General features: G+C 43.9%; 21 protein-coding genes. 4 read left to right on the top strand and 17 right to left on the bottom strand.

The features are described from left to right. Position 1 precedes the first annotated feature (1 nt). The 12 genes from GLW00_RS09530 to GLW00_RS09475 all read right to left on the bottom strand — a co-directional run bounded on the left by GLW00_RS09530 (position 2) and on the right by GLW00_RS09475 (position 14,173). Positions 2–910, bottom strand: a complete 909-nt coding sequence (locus GLW00_RS09530) for a hydroxymethylglutaryl-CoA lyase (RefSeq protein WP_160913389.1) — start codon at positions 908–910, stop codon at positions 2–4. A 13-nt stretch (positions 911–923) separates the two neighbouring features. Then, complete coding sequence (locus GLW00_RS09525; RefSeq protein WP_160913387.1) at positions 924–1,136, bottom strand: acetyl-CoA carboxylase biotin carboxyl carrier protein subunit; 213 nt, start codon at positions 1,134–1,136, stop codon at positions 924–926. 12 nt (positions 1,137–1,148) lie between these two features. Further along, complete coding sequence (locus GLW00_RS09520) at positions 1,149–2,504, bottom strand: acetyl-CoA carboxylase biotin carboxylase subunit (protein ID WP_160913385.1); 1,356 nt, start codon at positions 2,502–2,504, stop codon at positions 1,149–1,151. Between the two features lie 17 nt (positions 2,505–2,521). After that, on the bottom strand, positions 2,522–4,162 hold the full coding sequence (locus GLW00_RS09515; RefSeq protein WP_160913383.1) for an AMP-binding protein: 1,641 nt from the start codon (positions 4,160–4,162) through the stop codon (positions 2,522–2,524). 23 nt (positions 4,163–4,185) lie between these two features. Further along, positions 4,186–5,328 carry an acyl-CoA dehydrogenase gene (locus GLW00_RS09510; RefSeq protein WP_160913382.1) on the bottom strand — a complete coding sequence of 381 codons (1,143 nt, stop codon included), beginning with the start codon at positions 5,326–5,328 and terminating at the stop codon, positions 4,186–4,188. 69 nt (positions 5,329–5,397) lie between these two features. Further along, the gene (locus GLW00_RS09505) at positions 5,398–6,030 is read right to left on the bottom strand and encodes a TetR/AcrR family transcriptional regulator (protein ID WP_160913380.1); all 633 of its coding nucleotides are present in this window, start codon (positions 6,028–6,030) and stop codon (positions 5,398–5,400) included. A 3-nt stretch (positions 6,031–6,033) separates the two neighbouring features. After that, on the bottom strand, positions 6,034–6,225 hold the full coding sequence (locus tag GLW00_RS09500; RefSeq protein WP_160913378.1) for a hypothetical protein: 192 nt from the start codon (positions 6,223–6,225) through the stop codon (positions 6,034–6,036). A gap of 45 nt (positions 6,226–6,270) precedes the next feature. Next, positions 6,271–8,727: a DNA topoisomerase IV subunit A gene (gene parC, locus GLW00_RS09495; protein ID WP_160913376.1), complete on the bottom strand. Its 2,457-nt coding sequence runs from the start codon at positions 8,725–8,727 to the stop codon at positions 6,271–6,273. 15 nt (positions 8,728–8,742) lie between these two features. Further along, positions 8,743–10,698 carry a DNA topoisomerase IV subunit B gene (parE, locus tag GLW00_RS09490; protein WP_160913374.1) on the bottom strand — a complete coding sequence of 652 codons (1,956 nt, stop codon included), beginning with the start codon at positions 10,696–10,698 and terminating at the stop codon, positions 8,743–8,745. Positions 10,699–11,154: 456 nt separating this feature from the next. Beyond that, positions 11,155–11,568 (bottom strand): CoA-binding protein, encoded by a 414-nt coding sequence (locus tag GLW00_RS09485; RefSeq protein ID WP_160913373.1) that lies wholly within the window; start codon positions 11,566–11,568, stop codon positions 11,155–11,157. Between the two features lie 11 nt (positions 11,569–11,579). Next, on the bottom strand, positions 11,580–13,106 hold the full coding sequence (locus GLW00_RS09480; protein ID WP_160913371.1) for an ABC transporter permease/substrate-binding protein: 1,527 nt from the start codon (positions 13,104–13,106) through the stop codon (positions 11,580–11,582). Continuing rightward, on the bottom strand, positions 13,103–14,173 hold the full coding sequence (locus GLW00_RS09475; protein ID WP_160913369.1) for an ABC transporter ATP-binding protein: 1,071 nt from the start codon (positions 14,171–14,173) through the stop codon (positions 13,103–13,105). Before GLW00_RS09475 ends, GLW00_RS09480 begins: the two co-directional genes overlap by 4 nt. A gap of 259 nt (positions 14,174–14,432) precedes the next feature. On the opposite strand from GLW00_RS09475, the gene plsY reads away from it, so the two are divergent. The 4 genes from plsY (at position 14,433) to GLW00_RS09455 (ending at position 16,737) form a co-directional block, all read left to right on the top strand. Continuing rightward, entirely contained in the window at positions 14,433–15,014 is a 582-nt protein-coding gene (plsY, locus tag GLW00_RS09470; RefSeq protein ID WP_160913367.1) for a glycerol-3-phosphate 1-O-acyltransferase PlsY, read from the top strand. A 175-nt stretch (positions 15,015–15,189) separates the two neighbouring features. After that, the gene (folE2, locus tag GLW00_RS09465) at positions 15,190–16,122 is read left to right on the top strand and encodes a GTP cyclohydrolase FolE2 (protein WP_160913365.1); all 933 of its coding nucleotides are present in this window, start codon (positions 15,190–15,192) and stop codon (positions 16,120–16,122) included. Between the two features lie 8 nt (positions 16,123–16,130). Next, positions 16,131–16,385 carry a membrane protein insertion efficiency factor YidD gene (gene yidD, locus GLW00_RS09460; protein ID WP_160913363.1) on the top strand — a complete coding sequence of 85 codons (255 nt, stop codon included), beginning with the start codon at positions 16,131–16,133 and terminating at the stop codon, positions 16,383–16,385. A gap of 61 nt (positions 16,386–16,446) precedes the next feature. Next, positions 16,447–16,737: a HesB/YadR/YfhF family protein gene (locus GLW00_RS09455; protein WP_160913361.1), complete on the top strand. Its 291-nt coding sequence runs from the start codon at positions 16,447–16,449 to the stop codon at positions 16,735–16,737. Positions 16,738–16,744: 7 nt separating this feature from the next. Here the strand turns inward: GLW00_RS09455 and GLW00_RS09450 are convergent, their stop codons facing one another. From GLW00_RS09450 to GLW00_RS09430, 5 genes are all read right to left on the bottom strand, one after another. Beyond that, positions 16,745–17,062 carry a hypothetical protein gene (locus GLW00_RS09450; RefSeq protein ID WP_160913359.1) on the bottom strand — a complete coding sequence of 106 codons (318 nt, stop codon included), beginning with the start codon at positions 17,060–17,062 and terminating at the stop codon, positions 16,745–16,747. After that, positions 17,062–17,487, bottom strand: coding sequence for an acyl-CoA thioesterase (locus tag GLW00_RS09445; RefSeq protein WP_160913357.1), 426 nt, complete (start codon positions 17,485–17,487; stop codon positions 17,062–17,064). The genes GLW00_RS09450 and GLW00_RS09445 overlap by 1 nt, the downstream gene beginning before the upstream one ends. Continuing rightward, entirely contained in the window at positions 17,487–19,751 is a 2,265-nt protein-coding gene (locus tag GLW00_RS09440; protein ID WP_160913355.1) for an AAA family ATPase, read from the bottom strand. Before GLW00_RS09440 ends, GLW00_RS09445 begins: the two co-directional genes overlap by 1 nt. A gap of 132 nt (positions 19,752–19,883) precedes the next feature. Further along, positions 19,884–20,129 (bottom strand): small acid-soluble spore protein Tlp, encoded by a 246-nt coding sequence (tlp, locus tag GLW00_RS09435; RefSeq protein ID WP_160913353.1) that lies wholly within the window; start codon positions 20,127–20,129, stop codon positions 19,884–19,886. Positions 20,130–20,276: 147 nt separating this feature from the next. Next, the gene (locus GLW00_RS09430; RefSeq protein ID WP_160912244.1) at positions 20,277–20,420 is read right to left on the bottom strand and encodes an FbpB family small basic protein; all 144 of its coding nucleotides are present in this window, start codon (positions 20,418–20,420) and stop codon (positions 20,277–20,279) included. Positions 20,421–20,430: the final 10 nt, after the last annotated feature.

The following is a 20,430-nucleotide window of genomic DNA, read 5'->3' as shown; positions in this document are numbered from 1 at the left end:
GTTACACCCTTTCTTTATTTACCACCTGCATTTGATGACTCGGCAGTGATTTATTCAACACGCGTTGGATATAAATCGCCGCTTCCTTCAGTTTTTCTTCATTGATCCCTGTTTCAATGCCCATCTGATGAAGCATGTGTACAAGATCGTCTGTGGCTAAATTCCCGGAAGCTCCCTTTGCGTATGGGCAGCCCCCGAGTCCTCCAAGCGCTGCATCAAAAGTGGTGATGTTATGCTGCATGGAGACAAGGACGTTGGATAAGGCCATTCCCCTTGTATTATGAAAATGCATGGCAAGCTTGTCGAAAGGAAGCCATTGTTTCCATTCGTGAAGAGCTTGATCAACTTGCCTCGGATTTGCAACACCGATTGTGTCTCCTAAAGACAATTCATCAATACCCATTTCCAGTAAACGCTCACTTACCCTTGCCACCTGGTCTGTAGCAATGTCTCCTTCATAAGGGCACCCGAACACCGTGGAAAGATAACCTCTTACAGTTTTGCCTTCTAACTTGGCTTCTTGCACGACCTCTTTAAGGACTGGATACGTTTCCTCCAGCGTCTTGTTGATGTTTTTTTTGTTATGCGTATCGGAAGCGGACATGAATACAGATACTTCATCCACGTCCGTATCGATCGCTGCTTCAAGCCCCCGCCGGTTGGGGACCAGGGCAGCATAGGTGACCCCCTCTTTCCGTGAGATCTTCGCTGCCACTTCCTTTGCATCTTTCAACTGTGGAATCCACTTTGGATGGACGAATGAACTGAATTCAATGTACGAGTAACCCGCTTCAGATAAGAGATCGATCCAGGCAACCTTATCTTCAAGCGGTACTTCTACAGGTTCATTCTGCAGGCCATCACGTGGACCGACTTCTTTAATTGTGACTTTTTCAGGCCATTCCATCATACGAACCTCCTGTTTATTCAATAATGGCGATGACGTCTCCTTCGTTGACGAAATCCCCTTCGCTTACTTTTAACTCTTTGACTGTTCCCGAGGTTTCTGTAGGGATCGGAATCTCCATTTTCATAGATTCGAGGATCGCAATATCCTCCCCGTCGTTCACTTTCGTACCTTCTGCTGCAACAATTTTCCATACACTTCCTGCCATGGATGCTTTAATTTCTGTCATGATTATTCCTCCTTAATGATTTGTCAATGTTGGTAGGTAATAGTTTTCTACAAATGTGGTTTTCGTTTCGCCTTCTTTGAATTTCTCATGGGTGACGACGCTCTTCAGCATCGTCAGGTTGCATTTGATGCCTTCAATTTCGTATTCATGAAGGGCTTTTGTAAGACGTTCAATCGCGTCTTCACGGTTTTCTCCATGAATGACAAGTTTCGCAATCATCGGGTCATAGAACGGAGTCACTTGTGAATCTCCTTCTACCGCTAATTCATGCCGTACTCCTGGTCCTTCCGGCAGAACCATTTTCGTCAATTTACCTGGTGAAGGATAGAAAGTATTTGGATCTTCGGCATAAATCCTCACTTCAATGGCGTGGCCGTCAATGATCAAATCCTTCTGCTGGATGGATAAATGTTCCCCGTCTGCTACCCTCAATTGTTGTTCGACAAGGTCGACCCCTGTAATTTGTTCGGTGACCGGGTGCTCGACTTGCAAACGTGTATTCATTTCAAGGAAATAGAAATTCTCCTGATCATCGACCAGAAACTCAATTGTACCGGCATTGGAATAGCCGAGAGAGGAAACCGCCTTCAGAGCACTTTCACCCATTTTCTCCCGTGTCTTTTCTGAAAGGACCGGTGACGGGGCCTCCTCGACAACTTTTTGGTGCCTGCGCTGAATGGAACATTCGCGTTCAAACAAATGGACGGCATTACCGTGACGATCAGCAAGCACTTGAATTTCAATGTGACGCGGATGCTCGATTAATTTTTCGATGAACATCTTCCCATCACCGAAAAAGGCCTGCGCTCGTTTGGAGTTGCCTTCAAACGCTTTTTCCAGTTCTTCATCGTTATAGACCGCCTGCATGCCGATACCACCGCCTCCAGCCGCCGCTTTCAGCATGACAGGATAACCGAACTCGACAGCAATTTTTTTGGCATCGTCGGAGTTCGCAACTGCATCTTCGGTTCCAGGAATAATAGGGACACCAGCCGCTTTCATTTCCGCCCTCGCGGCAATCTTATCTCCCATTTTTGCAATGACATCGGCATCCGGTCCGATAAACGTGAAGCCTGCTTCTTCCGTTCTTTTCGCAAACTCCGCATTTTCACTTAAAAGACCGTATCCCGGATGAATCGCTTCCGCTCCGGAGTCCTTGGCCACCTGTAAGATTTTATCGATGTTCAGGTACGATTCATTCACGCGTGGTTTTCCAATAAGATAGCTCTCATCAGCCATTCGTACATAAGGAGCTTGCTGATCCGCTTCCGAGTAGACAGCCACTGTTTGGATGTTCAATCTTTGGCACGTCCGAATAATTCGGGATGCAATCTCTCCACGGTTGGCAATTAATATTTTTTGAAACAACAGGGATCACCTCTTCGTTAGGATTTTAAGTTCATCATTTCAAGCGCATGTTCACGGAGTCTGAACTTCTGGATCTTTCCGCTCGCCGTCATTGGGTACTCATCTGTGAAGGTTATATATCGAGGAATTTTATGTTTCGATATTTTCCCTTCACTGAATTCCCTGATATCGCTTTCATTTAATTGTTTACCTTCTTTAGGAATGATCCAAGCCATGATCTCTTCCCCGTACTTCTCATCTGGAACACCAACCACTTGGACATCGAGAACATCCGGATGCTGATACAAAAATTCTTCAATTTCTCTCGGATAGACATTTTCGCCTCCGCGAATAATCATATCTTTGATTCTACCGGTAATTTCGACATAACCATTTTCATCCATCACTGCAATATCTCCTGTATGCAGCCAGCCATCCGGATCGATCGCAGTCATTGTGGCTTCCTCGTTTTTGTAGTACCCTTCCATCACGAGATATCCTCGCGTACAAAGTTCACCAGGAGTCCCTGTATCCACTTCTTCACCTGTGGCGGGTTCAATAATTTTCACTTCAACGTTTGGATGGGCCTGGCCGACGCTGCTCACTCTCAAATTAATCGGATCATCCGCTTTTGTCTGTGTGATGACAGGTGATGACTCCGTCTGACCATAAGCAATCGTGATTTCTTCCGCTCCCATATCTTCGATCACACTCTTCATGACTTCCATCGGACAGGTAGAGCCTGCCATGATTCCTGTTCGTAAAGTCGAAGGCTTCAAGTCTTCATATTCTGGGTGGTTCAATTCGGCAATGAACATGGTAGGCACTCCATGAAGCGCTGTACAGTTTTCCTCTTTCACAGCCTGGAGTACTTTTTTCGGATCAAATTGCTCCAGAATAACCATCGTTGTCCCTTTGGAAACAGCAGCCATCGTTCCTAACACACACCCGAAACAGTGGAAAAATGGCACGGGAATACAGAGGCGGTCATCTTCTGTAAGGCGCATACAATCCGCTACCTGATTTCCGTTGTTTACGATATTGTAATGACTCAGCATGACCCCTTTAGGAAAGCCAGTTGTTCCTGAAGTGTACTGCATGTTGATCACATCACGATGGTGAAGCGTTTCTTTCCGCTCTTTCAATTCCCCATCATTTACGGTCATCCCCATATCAAGGATATCCTGCCATGAATAACAGCCGCGGTAGGACTTGTCACTCAAAACAACGATATTCTTTAAGAAAGGAAGACGATCACTTTGAAGATCACCTTTTTCAGAGGTTTCAAGCTCCGGACAGATTTCTTTCAAAATATCAATATATGAGGTTCCTTTGAATTCTTCAGCAAGAATCAATGTGGAAGCATCGGATTGTTTTAATAGGTATTCGAGCTCCTGAGCCCGATAGTTCGTATTGACAGTGACGAGTACGCCACCCATTTTTCCGGAGGCAAATTGTGATTGAAGCCACTCCGGCTTGTTATCCGACCAAATGGCGACATGCTCTCCTTTTTCAATCCCTAGAGCCATAAATCCCTTGGCTACTTCATCCGTCATATCGTTGAATTCAGCATAGGTCTTCCTAAGATCCAGCTCAGGATAAACGAACGCCTCATGGTCCGGATAAGCTTCGGCCTGCTGTTCTAACAATTCACCAACCGTCTGTTCTAATAAGGACATAAGATTTCCTCCTTTAAAATGATTTAGCAACCTAACTGACGGGCAATGACCAAGCGCTGGATTTCTGATGTTCCTTCACCAATCTCAAGAAGTTTTGCATCACGGAGAAAACGTTCGACTTCGTACTCTCTCATATATCCATATCCACCATGAATTTGAATGGCCTGATTAGCAGATCGGAAAGCCGTCTCTGAAGCGAAAAGTTTTGCGTAGGCCGATTCTTTTGTGAAATTCCTTCCTTGATCTTTCAACCAGGCTGCTTTTAAAACCATGTTCCGAGCAAGTTCCACTTCCATCGCCATGTCTGCCAGCTTAAACTGAATGGCCTGGAATTTAGTAATCGGCTGACCGAACTGTTTCCGTTCTTTTGCATAAGCGAGGGCGCGGTCCAATGAAGCTTGTGCGATTCCTACTGCTAGAGCAGCAATGGAAATTCTTCCCCCATCCAATGTGTAAAGGAATTGTTTGAACCCTTTTTCTGGATCTCCGAGAATATTTTCTTTCGGCACTTTCACATCTTCTAAGATGATTTCAGACGTGTTCGAACCTCGGACGCCCATTTTGTCATAAGGACTGGTAATCTTCATACCTGGTGTATCTTTTGGAACGATGAAAGCGGATATGATGTTCTTCCCGTCGTCACGCTTTCCTGAAACAGCCGTGACCGTGATGGACCTCGCATATTCAGCATTTGTAATCCAGCACTTTTCTCCATTGATCACGTAGTGGTCACCTTTCAATTCGGCACGCGTCTTCGTACCTCCTGCATCGGAACCGGCATTCGGTTCTGTCAATCCAAAAGACGCTAATCCTTCTCCTTTAGCTAGAGGAGTTAAGAACTCTTGTTTTTGTTCTTCTGTCCCGAAATAATAGATGGGGCTTGCTCCCAGTGAAACAGCAGCAGCGTAACTGAGACCCGTAGAACCACAAACACGACCGATCTCTTCAACAGCAAGAGCATAACTGATCGTATCTCCCCCGGATCCGCCATACTCTTCAGGGAATGGGATACCGAGAAGCCCAAGCTTGCCCATTTCATCAAAGATATCTTTCGGGAATTCACTGTTGATGTCGATATCCACCGCTATTGGTGCAATCACATCTTCTGAAAAATCACGGACCATTTTCCTTGTCATTTCCTGCTCTTTCGTTAAATCGAAATTCATATGATTCCTCCTTAGGGAAATAAAGACCGACTGGTTGGTCTGTTTTAATGATAAATATAATGAAAGCGTTTACTCACTTTCATAAAAAAAAGGAACTTTTAACATATGACGAAAATATTCACTGTCTTCTTTACCTGGAAGCAAAAAGTGCAGCACCAGATCAGTGAAAACCTCTGCGATTTGATCGATGGTGTATGTCCCATCCCGCCTGTACCATTTATAGATCCAGTTGACCATACCTAAGATCGCCATCCCTGTAATCTCAAGCGGCAGCTCTTTACGGAAGTGGCCGGATTTTTGACCTTCGTCAATGACATTGAACACCATCCGTTTGAACTCATCACGCTTCCCTTTGATTTCTTCCTCATACGCTGGTTTTAAATACAGGCTTTCCTGATAAAACACCGAGATATGTGGTTTGTACAAGTCGAATACCTGAACAAACGATTGAATGATCGCCTGTACTTTCGGTATAGGGGAAGAATGAGTAACGTTAGCGGCCTGTGCTTCTTTCAATACATATGTAATAAACGTGTCGTGAATAACGAATAGAAGTTCATCCTTTGACTGGAAATGATGATAGAAGCCGCCTTTTGATGTGTTCGTCTGCTGTACAATTTGTTTTACTGTGACGCCGTGAAAACCATGGCGGTCGAACAGTTCTAAAGATGTCTGGATGATTTTTTCTCGCAAATCGCTCATACATCAACTCCCATCTGCTGAATATACACTCATTTTATCACATTTTTCTGAAAATACAACGGTATAAAGGATGACATCAAGCAGGTGTTCACCTCCATGAACGAATGATTCTCCTACACCCGCTTCATTGGTGGAACAGAGGCCAGCGAAAAAAGTCTGGACCCCTATACACACAAGCCATTCTTTTTTATCCAATAAAAAAAGCCCTCTGGACGCAGAGGGCTTTTCACATCATTATTATTAGGTTGTATCAGGTTCGGTTTCAAAAGGAACACGATAGACCGGCTTGATCCACGCTTCTTCCGCTTGTCCTTTTTCTTCGGTGTCGAGGACATAGGACCCATTGCTATATCGATCATTTGCTTTAAAGTCCATCGGATTGACAACGATGGTTTCTTGTTTTTCTGTCATGATCATCACTTGGTCATCTCTATGCACGAGGTGTACATCCACCAATTGATGAGGGTTCTTCTTCAACTCTCTTAACATGAGCACCCCGCGTTTTGCCCGGGTTGTTCGTTCAAACTCTTTCAATCGCATCCGCTTCACTGCGGCACGATGAGTGGTCAGAAGGATCGAAGGATCTTCTGAGGCTCTGAACAATTGTCCAGACACCACTTCATCGTCTTCTTTCAGGTTGATCGCTTTCACACCTGCTGCCCGTTGGCCGACGGTGTTCACTTCTTCTTCATGGTACCAAAGGCCATAAGCTTTCTTCGTAGCAATAAACAAATCGGACTGGCCATTTGTTTTGTAGACATCCACTACTTCATCATCATTTTTCAGATTGATGGCAACGAGAGCCTTGGAATGACGCTGGGCTTGATAGAGCTGTAATTCGCTCTTCTTCACCATCCCGTTCTTCGTGAAGAAAATGAGGTATTCCTCTGCTGTGAAGTCACGGACTGGTATGGCCTCAACGATATATTCTTCTTTGTCCACTTGTACGATGTTGGAAATATATTGACCAAGATCCTTCCACCGGATATCCGGCAGTTTGTGAACAGGTAAGAATAAATATTTACCGAGGTTCGTAAAGAGTAAGATGGTATCCGTTGTATTGATTTCAAATAAACCCAGCAGGTGATCCCCGTCTTTCAAAGCGAAATCTTCCCCGTTTGACGCTGCATAGGAACGAAGACTTGTGCGCTTAATGTAACCATCTTTCGTCACAGATACGAGCACATCTTCACTCGCGACAGTCACTTCAAGATCTACTTTCAACTCTTCCACTTTTTCCTCAATCTTCGTCAAACGATCATCGTTGTATTGTTTTTTCATCGAGCGAAGATCAGCCTTGATGACTTTCAACATTTCGTTTTCACTGGATAACAATTTTTCTAAGTAATCAATTTGCTTTTTCAGTTCATCCGCTTCTTTTTGCAAGGCTGTAATATCTGTATTTGTTAAACGGTACAGCTGTAATGTCACGATCGCTTCTGATTGTTCTTCTGTAAAATCATAGCTTGCGATGAGCTGTTTCTTTGCATCAGCTTTGTCTTTGGAGCTGCGAATCGTTGCGATGACATCATCCAAAATGGAAATCGCCTTGATCAGACCTTCCACAATGTGAGCGCGAGACTTCGCTTTATTCAAATCATAAATGGATTGCCTTGTGACCACTTCTTTCTGGTGCTTGATATAGGCGTCAAGCATCATTGGAAGACTCATCAGGCTTGGTGTCCGTTCATGAATGGCGACCATATTGAAGTTGTAAGAGATCTGAAGGTCTGTATGTTTGTAAAGGTAATTGAGGACCCCTTCACTGTTCGCATCCTTCTTCAGATCAATGACGACACGCAAACCGGTGCGATCCGTTTCGTCACGGACTTCAGCGATACCTTCGACTTTTTTATCAATTCTCAATTCATCCATTCGCTTGACCATGCTTGCCTTGTTCACTTCAAAAGGAATTTCGTCGATGACGATTTGTTCTCGTCCTCCGCGCTGTTCTTGGATTTCGGCACGCCCACGTAAGACGATTTTCCCTCTGCCCGTTTCATAGGCCTTCTGAATGCCATCGATCCCTTGAATGATTCCACCCGTAGGAAAATCCGGACCTTTTAATTTGGTCATCAGCTCAGGTACAGTCGACTGAGGTTTATCGATCTTCATGATTACCGCATCAATCACTTCTCCCAGGTTGTGGGAAGGGATTTCTGTCGCATAGCCTGCGGATATCCCGGTAGAACCGTTGACGAGAAGATTCGGGAACTTGGCCGGAAGAACGGTTGGTTCATCAATCGTATCATCAAAGTTTGGAATAAACTCCACGGTCTGTTTTTCAATATCCCTGAGCAGTTCAGATGAAATAGCGGAAAGTCTTGCTTCCGTATAACGCATAGCTGCAGGCGGGTCACCATCAACACTTCCGTTATTTCCGTGCATCTCCACTAAGGATTTTCTCACTTTCCACGTTTGGCTCAAGCGGACCATCGCATCGTAAACGGAAGTATCCCCGTGCGGGTGATAATTACCGATTACGGTACCGACCGTTTTCGCGGATTTCCGGTAAGCTTTATCGTGGGTGTTTTTTTCCTGGTGCATCGCATAAAGGATACGCCTCTGTACAGGCTTTAGCCCGTCCCTGGCATCAGGGAGGGCACGTTCCTGGATGATGTATTTACTATATCTCCCGAAGCGGTCTCCGAGAACTTCTTCTAATGGTAAATCTAAAAATTTCTCTGCCTCTGCCAACAGAAGGTCCCCCTTTTACGTCTGTATTTTGTCGTTTTCTAGTATGCTCGCTTCATCTTCAAGACCAAAAGCGACATGGGATTCAATCCATTTACGGCGAGGTTCAACCTTATCTCCCATCAACGTCGTCACCCTGCGCTCGGCACGGGCGATATCGTCAATCGTAACCCGGATCAATGTGCGTGATTCGGGGTTCATCGTCGTTTCCCAAAGCTGATCGGCATTCATTTCACCTAAACCTTTGTATCGTTGGATCGTATACCCGTTTTTAAATTCCTTCAATATCTTCTGCATGCCTTCTTCATCCCACGCATATTCGACTTTCTCTTTCTTCCCTTTCCCTTTGGAAACTTTATAAAGGGGTGGGAGGGCGATAAATACTTTCCCCGCTTCTACAAGCGGTCGCATGTATCGATAGAAGAAGGTTAATAAAAGCACCTGAATGTGCGCTCCATCGGTGTCGGCATCGGTCATGATGACGATTTTATCATAATTACAGTCTTCGAGCGTAAAGTCTCCTCCGACTCCAGCGCCGATGGTATGAATGATTGTTGAGATTTCTTCATTTTTGAAGATGTCCGCAATTTTCGCTTTCTCTGTGTTGATGACTTTTCCGCGCAAAGGAAGGACGGCCTGGAATTTACGATCACGTCCCTGTTTTGCTGATCCTCCAGCTGAGTCCCCCTCCACGAGATACAACTCGTTCTTTTGTGCATTTTTAGACTGAGCAGGCGTGAGTTTCCCGCTTAGAAGAGTGTCCTTACGTTTCTTCTTCTTCCCTGAACGTGCATCTTCTCTAGCTTTTCTTGCTGCTTCTCTTGCTTCTTTCGCTTTAATCGCTTTTTTGATGAGCATAGAAGCGACATCCGGATTTTCTTCGAGGAAATAGGATAATTGTTCAGCAACGATTCCATCGACGGCGGAGCGTGCTTCAGAGGTTCCTAATTTGCTTTTGGTTTGCCCTTCAAATTGAAGAAGCTCTTCTGGAATTCGCACGGAGATCACCGCAGTAAATCCTTCTCTGATATCGTTTCCTTCTAAATTCTTATCTTTATCCTTCAGAAGTTGTGCTCGTCTGGCATAATCATTAAAAACTCTGGTAATGGCCGTTTTCGCTCCGGATTCATGGGTGCCCCCATCCTTCGTCCGCACGTTATTGACAAAGGATAAAATGTTCTCTGCAAACCCGTCGTTGAATTGAAAAGCGAAATCCGCTTCAATTCCACTGTGACTTCCCTCGAAAGAAACGACAGAATGCAGGGTATCTTTCTCTTCATTTAAATATTCGACAAAAGAGACCAGTCCGTCATCATATTGGTACTCTTCTTTAACCGTTTCCTTACGCTCATCTACAAGGATGATACGGAACCCTTTCAATAAGAAGGCCGCTTCTCGTAAACGTTCGGATAACGTTTCAAAATTGAATTTCGTCATTGAGAAAATGGAAGGATCCGGTTTAAAGCGGATCGTCGTTCCTGTTTTGCGGGTCGCTCCTTTATTTTCTAAAGAAGTGACGGGAACGCCCCCGTTCTCGAATCTTTGATAAAATTTCTCTCCATCTCTACAGATGTAAACTTCCAACCATTCAGATAGAGCATTTACCACAGAAGCACCGACACCGTGCAAGCCACCTGAGGATTTATAACCACCTTGGCCAAACTTACCTCCTGCATGTAGGACGGTCAAAATAACCTCAGGTGTCGGTTTACCTGTTTTATGCATCCCCGTAGGCATCCCCCGGGCTTCGTCCTGAACCGATACACTACCATCTTTATGGAGCGTGACAGTCATTTTTTCGCCGAATCCAGATAACGCCTCATCAATCGCGTTATCTACAATTTCGTGGACGAGATGGTGCAGACCTCTATGATCCGTGGATCCAATATACATCCCCGGTCTCTTCCGAACGGCCTCCAATCCCTCCAGCACTTGAATAGAATCATCTGAATACGTTTGATTTTGACTCGACAATTTACCATCGGCTCCTTTCTCTAACACCTGCTACATCAATAATAGAACAAACGTTCGATTATGTAAACGATGAGTGCATCTCCAGGTCCTTCAGCTCTCACGACATAAGTCAATCAACGGTGTGGACACTCTTCCACTCCATTGATTGGCTTATGACTTAGAATAAGGCTGCCGACCTGTGCACAAATGTGGGGGTGATTAGAACTCCCGTTTGATTTCGCTTACATTTCTTATTCTTTCTTAAACAACCGTTCTGTTAAACCATGGTTCTCCAATTAAAATCGGTCCTCTACTAAAGGTCCTTTTCTCTTATTCGGAGCTTCTCGTTGTCTCTAACAAAAAACGTCGCTTGTTATATTGTAGCGATTTTATAAGGTTTCGCAAACATAAATCTTCCAAAAAACATGAAAAAACCCCTGAATGAACAGGGATTTTTTCATATTCATTCATATTCTTTTACTTGTAAATCGCATGCGCGACCTTTATGCAAGAGTCCATAATGACAAGCTTTGAATCGTTTTTCAGGATGTCATCCGCTTCTTCGGAATACACCCCTTGCTGAGCCCAAAAGGCTTTAGCCTTAATATTTTTCGCTTCCTCTGCAATTTGGGGTAAATATTCGGATCTTCGAAAGACATTGATAATGTCTACAGGCTCTTGTATATCTCCAAGGTTTGCTACCGCTTTTTCCCCAAGAGCTTCTTTGATTTGAGGATTCACAGGGATGATTTTGTACCCGGCTTTCTGCATGGCTTCACTCACTTGATAGGATGTACGGTGCGGTTTATCCGAAAGCCCTACAACCGCAATCGTCTTGGATTGGGCCAGTAAATCCCGGATCTCTGTTTTGGACGGATTTTCAAAAGTCATCTTTATACCTCCTATTCGTCGATTAATCCTTCACTGACTAAATACTCTCTAGCCACTTTTTCAGGATCGCGATCTTCAAAATCAACCTGGTAATTCATTTCCCTCATTTTATCTCCGGTAATCTTTCCTCCCAGTTGATTCAGGACTTCCTCAAGTTCAGGATATTGATCTAAGGTCTCTTGTCTCATCAATGGTGCCCCCTGGTATGGAGGGAATAGATTTTCCGGATCCTCCAACACTTTTAAATTCAGGTCTACCATGTAACTATCTGTAGCGTAGGCGTCAATGATGTCAACTTCTCCACTTTCAATAGCTCCCTGTCTTAAGCCAGGGTCCATCGTCCGAACTTCTCCAAGGTTCAAGTTATAGATGTCCTTCATTCCTTGATACCCGTCTTGACGATCATTGAATTCGAGTGTGAAACCAGCTGTGATTTGATCTTCAACTGGTTTAAGGTCCCCGATCGTTTCAAGATCGTATTGTTCGGCAAGCTCCTGGGTCGTAGCTACGGCGTAGGTATTGTTAAATTGCATCGGTTGCAAAAACGCCATATCATAGGTTTCTGCCATACCTTCTTTCGCCTGTTCATATACTTCTTCAGGTTCATTGCTGTTCGCTTCTTCTCCTAGAAGAGAGACGATAGCTGTCCCTGTGAATTCCGGATAAATATCAATGCTTCCTTCTTCCAATGCACTGAATACAAGGTCTGTCTTTCCTAAGTTCGGTTGAAGACCTACACTCAAGTCTGTTTCCTCTTCTATTAAAAGCTTATACATGTTAATAAGAATAGCAGGTTCTGATCCAAGCTTTGCTCCAAGCGTCAAATCATTCTTCACTTTTCCACCGAACGCTAAAGGACCAACTGCGATCAAAGCAGCGATCAATAATAAACTGACGAGTGAACGGAAACCGGATTTGGCTGAAGTTCGTTCAAATAAACGGAGAATAAGATCTAGAATAATGGCTAACAAAGCAGCTGGAATGGCGCCGAGCAAGATAAGATTGACATCTCCGCCCCTGTCTAAACCGAGCAGGATTAAATCTCCGAGACCACCCGCCCCGATAAGAGCAGCAATCGTGGTCGTTCCGACGATCAGTACCATGGATGTCCGTATCCCTGCCATAATGACAGGCATGGCGATCGGTAATTCAATTTTCGAAAGACGTCTGAATGATTTCATTCCCATTCCTGTAGCCGCTTCCTTTAGAGCAGGATCCACTTCCTTGATTCCTGTGTACGTGTTTCTAAGGATAGGTAGGAGCCCGTAGGCCGCAAGTGCGATAATGGCCGGGGTTTGACCAATACCGAAAAACGGAATGAGAAAAGCAAGCACCGCAAGGCTTGGAATGGTCTGTAACACAGCTGTCATCCCGATAATAGGCTCTGCTACTCTCTGCTTTCTTGTCAGCCATAAGCCTAGCGGAACGGAAATCAATGTAGCAATCACTAATGCAATAATGGATATTTGTAAATGTTCCCATATCTTCTCTAATAAAATGCCCTGTCGTTGATTAAAAACCTCTAGAAACTCACTCATTTACTTTCCACCTCCTCTTCCTTTTTACGTGACTGTTCTTTAAGGTAGAGGACAATATCCCTATAAGATAAGGTGCCGATCAGCTTGTCACCCTTGACGACTGGCAGAATGGTAGAGTGACCTTCTTCAAAGATTCGAACAGCATCTCTAAGAATCATATCATTGGATAACGGGTGAGCCTGTACCTGATTCCCATCCTCGATCATCCCTCGATACGTCCCATCGTGACTTTTAAGGGCAAAAGGTCCATCCAGGACAACATGGCCTTCCTTGAATTCTTCTTCTGACACAACACGTTTTTCTGCATGATTCATGATGACATCAACAGCGGTCTGCCACGGTGTTTTTCTCCCCCCGATGAAATCTTCTACGAATTCATTGGATGGTTTCAATACGAGATTTTGTGGAGTATCCAACTGAACAATTTCTCCTGCCTTCATGAGGCAGACGCGATCGCCCAGTGCTAAAGCTTCGTCCATATCATGGGTGACAAAAACAATCGTTTTCTTGATTTCCTTCTGCAATTGACGGATATCCTTCTGCAACTGATCCCTGCTGATAGGGTCGAGAGCACTGAAGGGCTCATCCATCAAGATGATATCAGGATCTGCAGCTAATGCCCGGATCACTCCGACCCTTTGCTGCTGGCCGCCTGAAAGTTCACTGGGTTTTCTTTTGCGGTGCTTTTCAGGATCCAGGCCAACCATATTCATCAATTCGTCAATTCTTTTAGACAAATCTTTTTTCTTCCATTTTTTCATTTCAGGTACGACCGAAATGTTTTCTTCTACTGTCATATGTGGAAAGAGAGCAATTTCCTGCAACACATAGCCGATATTCCAACGTAGTTCATGAATGTTGTATTCTCTAATATCTTTGTTATGTATAGTAATGGTCCCTTCCGTCGGATGAATCAGACGGTTAATCATTTTCATCGTGGTTGTCTTCCCACAGCCGCTTGGACCGATCAGCGCAAGCAGTTCTCCTTCTTGCACTTCTAAGTTGAAATTCTTCAACGCTGTCGTCCCATCCGGGTACGTCTTCGTTACATCAGTAAACGTGATCATCGTTTTCCCCCTAAACAAAAAATAAAAGACCTATTTCTATAACCACATTTCCACAATCTGAAACATTTTGCAATTTTCCTGCCTTTTCAATAAGCTGATTTTTTGCAACTGCCTCCCTTGGCGGTTCTCCAACACTATTAAAACAACTTGATACCTGGTACTAAATTGATATAATAGAGAAGCTGCCTTATGAAATAAGAGTTCTTTATCTATGAAGCCCATGATAAAATAGTAGAAAGTGCAGAAGGAGTTGAACTTATTGGAATATGTACTCTATATCCTCATCGCCTATCTCCTTGGGTCCATCCCTTCAGGATTAATTGTAGGTAAAATTGGTTACGGTACGGACATACGCGAACATGGAAGCGGAAACCTTGGAGGTACGAACACATTCCGAGTGTTGGGGATCAAAGCAGGCTTAATTGTCACTCTCGCTGATATCTTGAAAGGAACATTAGCCGCAGCTCTTCCTTATTTTATGGGGGCTGAAGTCATACCACTTGTTATTGGAATTTTTGCCGTTATAGGTCATATGTATCCTGTATTTGCGGGCTTTAAAGGTGGAAAAGCTGTCGCTACATCCGGAGGCGTGATTCTGGGTGTCAATCCAGTCATTTTTGCCGTCCTCTTATTATCCTTTTTCATTGTCCTATATTTAAGTAAATACGTTTCCTTATCTTCCATGGTAAGCGGAATTGTTGGCATTGTTGCTACTTTGGTCGTGAAGGATTACGGCTTGACCATCATCATTTCCTTGTTTACCATCTTCGTGATTTACCGCCACCTTGCAAACATTAAAAGGATTATTAATAAAACAGAGCCGAAAATCACATGGATGTAGAAACGATCCACGCTTAAAAGCGTATCGATTGCGAAGATAGTCTATCCCATTGAAGGATAGGCTTTCTTTTATGGTGTATTCTATAAATACACACTCATCAAGCAATCCATTGTATATTCAGAAATACATATTGTATACTTTGACATAGAAAGAAGGTCTGAAAGGAGTCTTTATTATGAATAAGACTGAATTGAACCAAAACAAACAATTACCATCCAAAAAAGAACGACATAAATTATTCGGCTCCGTTGAGCCGGGTCCACGAACAAAGCCTTTGGAGAAAGATCAAATGGCTGACCTTCAAAACTCGAAAAAGGATTTTTTGTTCGAAATTGATATGGTTGGGATTTCCAGCGTCAAGCACCCTATCCGTATTCCCAGCACGATGACACCCGAGATTCAGACAACCATCGGAACCTTTTCATTCGGTTCATCCATTGCTCAAGGTAGTAAAGGCACGAACATGAGCCGATTCACAGAGCAGCTTGATAAATACCACAACGAGGGATTCGCCGTTGACATTGGCACCCTAAAACAATTTACCGAGGAATTAGCCGGTCGCCTCAAGCAATCGGATGCGGAAGTGGAAGTGACATTTCCATGGTTCTTCGAACGAAAAGGCCCATACTCCGGTCTCACAGGGATGAATCATGCAGATGCAACCATCCGCGTCGAGTATGATCAAGAAACAGGACATGATGTGACCGTGACTCTTACCGGGAAAATCACCACGCTATGCCCTTGTTCCAAGGAAATCAGTGAATATAGTGCGCACAACCAGCGAGGAAACGTGACCATGAGTGTAAAATTGACGGATGATTTCGATGAGCAGGAAATCGATTGGAAAGCAGCGCTTTTAGAAGCAGCTGAAAGCAATGCAAGCGCGCGCATCCATCCGGTATTAAAGCGCCCCGATGAAAAGATGGTAACAGAACAAGCCTATGAGAATCCTCGCTTTGTCGAGGATATCGTAAGACTAGTCGCTGCCGATCTTTATGAGTATTCCTTTATAGAAGCGTTCACCGTAAAGTGCCGTAATGAAGAATCCATTCACCTGCATGATGCTGTGGCGACCCTCAGTTACGATAAGAAGAAGGAAGCTGAGTAATAGAACAGATGAAACAAATCATGATTGTCTTGATTCAATTTTATCGAAAGGGCATCAGCCCGTTTTTTCCACCATCATGCCGGTTTCAACCAACGTGTTCAGAATACGGACTTGAGGCTTTTCGTCGTTTCGGTTTCTTCAAAGGCAGTTATTTGACAGTCAAGAGAATTCTTAAGTGCCACCCTTTCCACCCAGGAGGATTTGACCCTGTACCTATGAAGCAACCGAACCATAACTCTGATTCGTCTTCTCCTGAAAAATAGGTTTATAAAACGACGACAGAGGAAAGAGACAAACACGAACCCCATTACAGGAGATGATCTAATGAACTTAACAGTAACAGAAGAAGCAGCAAAGTGGTATGAAGAAGAACTCGATATCGATAGTAACGTTGACTTAAGATTTTACGTCCGTTATGGAGGCGTTGGTGGACTTCAACCTGGTTTCTCTCTTGCCATTAAATTGGAGGATCCTGCAGAACCAATTGCGGAAACCACAACAGGCCCGATACATTTCTTCATTGAAGCGGACGATGAGTGGTACTTTGATGAACATTCATTAGAAGTGACGTTGGATGAGAAATGGAATGAACCGTCATTTGAATATAAAAAATAAGACGCCGCTATGGCGTCTTATTTTTTTGTAATTGGAAGCGGCGAATATGGTCCCAATGCCCTTCTTTTTTCAAGATAAACAGCTGACGGTCACCAAATAGATCGAAGTGCGGGAATCTTGGATCGTTATGGATCCAGGCCGGGTCTAAACCATACTGTTTCCCCCATGCCTCCAATTTCTTGAGATCACAGCAGCCGACTTTAGTGACGGTATCACAGCCAGGAAAACGATCATCCAACCAAAAGTGCGTCAAAAAAGCAATATCCCCTCGCTTCACTTTCGCTTTCCAATCCTGCAGTTCCGACTTTTTCACTCCAAAAGCCATTAGCCTTCCGTCTCCATAGCAGATAAATAAGCTTCGTGCCAATCGGGAAAACTACGCCTGATGGATACTGGTTTGAAGTTATCTTTTTTAACGATGACGTGTTTCGTCACCCCCGTCACTGCTACATCACCATTACTAAACGCCACTTCGTATCCGTAGGAAACACGAAGACCGTCGTAACTTTCGACCCATGTTCGCACATGGACAGGGTCACCGTATTTTACAGGTTTTTTAAAACTCATTTGAGCATCAATGACGGGTGAAACGACTCCCTGTTTTTCAATCTCAGAATACATAAACCCCAGGTCTTCGATAAAGGATGTTCGTCCAATCTCAAACCAAACTAAGTAGTTGGCATGGTAAACGACACCCATCATATCTGTTTCTTGATATCGTACTTGAATCGGTGTTTCGACCACTTTCATTAAGAAGACTCCCTTCGCACCATATGCCATGCTTTTTCTAAATCGACAAGTTCAAGCTCATTCATATCTTCCACTTCATTTTCCATAATTCGAATCGCCTGGAATTGAATCGCTTCATTCACAAGGTTATTGATGAAGCGTCCATTGCCCCTCACTTTGTGATCCGTGTATTTTTCTAAGAGGAATGACTCCGCCCATTCATTGAAATGATACCCGTATTGCTTCGCCTGATAGTGAGTCATGGCAATCAACTCTTCCTCTGTATAATCCGGGAAGTGGAAATATTTTTTAAAGCGGGAAGACAAGCCCGGATTACTTTCCACCAACTGCTCCATTTCGCGTTGATAACCAGCGAGGACAACGACTAGGTTCTCATTATGTTTAGTCATTTCGTCCACGAGGGTCTCAATAGCCTCTTTACCAAAATCATCCCTGCCTCCGTTGTATAGAGAATAGGCTTCATCAATGAAAAGGACACCACCGAGAGCCTCCCGGATTTTCCGTTTCGTTTTGATGGCTGTCTGTCCCACATACCCGGCGACAAGATCGCTCCTTGAGACCACCACGGTATGCCCTCTCTTTAACAACCCGCATTCTTTCAGGACATCAGCATAGATTTCTGCAACCGTTGTCTTTCCGGTCCCTGGGTTTCCTGAGAATACGGAATGCAATTGGATAGGAACGACTGGATATCCTTTTTCTTTCCTCTTTTGCTGAGCTTGAACGAAGGATGACAGCTTTTTCACCTCTTCTTTGACGTTGGATAGCCCGATCAGTTCATCCAAGCGTTGCATGGGAGACCGCTCGTCTTCATCCGTTTCTTTCTCCCATGCAAGGTCTTCGACAGAAATCCTCATATGATCCAGCCAATGATGCTTATCCTGTTCAGCTTCCTTGGCACCTTTTTGGAAAACGGTCTTTAATACTAAGTTTTTGACCGTGCGTGCATTACCGAATGAATCATCCACACGCTCGCGATCAATGAGTGAGGTGAATTCATTTAACGCAGATTCTGTGAAAAAGAAATCATTATCAGTCGCCGTTTGCTCAGCAATCGTAAGCAGTTCATCCATGTGATAATCAGGTAGTTCGATATGATTTTGTTCAGGGAAACGACTTCGGAGACCTGGATTTGACCATAAGAACTGGCGCATTTCTTCTGGATAACCAGCAAGGATTACGGCAAACTTCCCTCCATATTCTTTGCTTGTCATCGCAGAAACAAGAGTGTCAATGACCGCTTGACCATAGTCATTTCCTGTTTGCCCTTCCCTTTTTAGGCTATATGCTTCGTCAATGAACAAGACACCGCCGATCGCCTGTTTGACATAGTTCATCGTATTCTCTTCACTCTGTCCGACATAAGACCCGACAAGGTGGGAACGATTTACTTCTACTACTTCTTTTGTATCTAAAATTCCAAGCTCATGATATATATTCGCGAGCAGCCGGGCAATCGTCGTTTTCCCCGTCCCGGGGTTCCCGGTAATGATCATATGTAATCCAGGCTCATCCACCATGGAAAAACCATAGCTTTTTCTTTGCTGCTGGTATCTCAAGAAATGATAATACCGTCGAATGTACGTTTTCACATCATGCAACCCAACCATTTGATCGAATGCTTCCAAAGGATTTATAAACGATTGATCTGTCAGAAAGCTTGGCAATCGTTTATAAATTTCATCCTGATTATCTGAAAGGCGTCTTGTACGCTCATTGATCTCTTTGACAGGTACTCGAATCCGCCGATTTTCAATGGAGTTAATAGCTTCTTCCAGCATGTGTTCCAAATCAGACAATTCTTCATAAACATCCTGATATAAGCTCAAACGACTGGATGCGTCGATGATCGTTTTTTTGGCCAGATCATCGTCCCACTGCTCCTTCAAATGACAAACATCAGAGTAAATGGCTTTCGCTTTTTTACCCTTCGCTGAATCATGATCCGTTTCATGAAGAATCCACTGATCAAGTGGTGTTTCTTTTAATAAAGTGTACGCCTGCATCAACTGCTGGGACTCATACAATTCCGCCACTAAGGGATGTGCAGGATTCAGTACCCGAGCCTCATCGATGAATTGCTCAGCAAGAGGATCATCTCCCGGGTGCCTCTTAATCCGGTGGTAGGCAAGCGTGACATAAAGCACAGCTTTTACTTCTTTCTCCTGCTCCCCACTCGTTTGATCCATATATCGTAAAGCCTCCACTTCGGAAATAGGAGGCTGCTGCTCTAAACTGTTCCACTGTTTCAGTTGTTCTAACATCTTCATCACTTCCTTTTCTTTCGCCGATATCCATTTTATCATAGTCAAGATTTAATGTAGATGAAGATGCCTTAAGCTTACATTGTAAAGGTAAAAAACCGCTCCCCTGAAAGAGAAGCGGTTAATCAGACATTAATATTGTTGATGACGGGCTTCGTCCTTAATTTCATCACGCATAGCTTCTAATGATTGATTTCTGCGTTTGTTTTTCTTCTCAATGTTTCTCTTTTCTTCCTCTGTTGCAAACTGCATAGCATCATGAGATTCTTCAATATTTTCAATCGTGTTCGTCACTTTTTCTTGAAGACGATCGACGTTATCTGCGCGATTGTCAGGGTTTGGTTTTTGATTAGCCATATGCTGTTGTTTATGGGACATGTTCGTTTCCCTCCTGTAAATGTCAATAGACCCTCGATGAGTCATCCTTTACTTTTCCCATGAAGAAGCCGAATTATGAAAAGAAAAAGGAAGGAGCCTGTAATGCTCCTTCCTTTGTGGTTTATTATGTACAAAAACAAACCCCGCTTATGATGGGATTTGTTTCATACGCTCATTGTGACGCTTCTCAATTCGTTCATCAATCTGATCCAAAAGCTTTTGGTCAGCTTTGATGGAACGGATATTTTCTTTCACACGTTCTTCAAAAGATATGCTTTTATGTTTTCTCATGGATATCTCT

It is taken from the genome of Halobacillus litoralis, from assembly GCF_009856445.1.
In the GTDB taxonomy this organism is placed as follows: domain Bacteria; phylum Bacillota; class Bacilli; order Bacillales; family Halobacillaceae; genus Halobacillus; species Halobacillus litoralis.
This window is presented reverse-complemented; position numbering and strand designations above follow the sequence as displayed.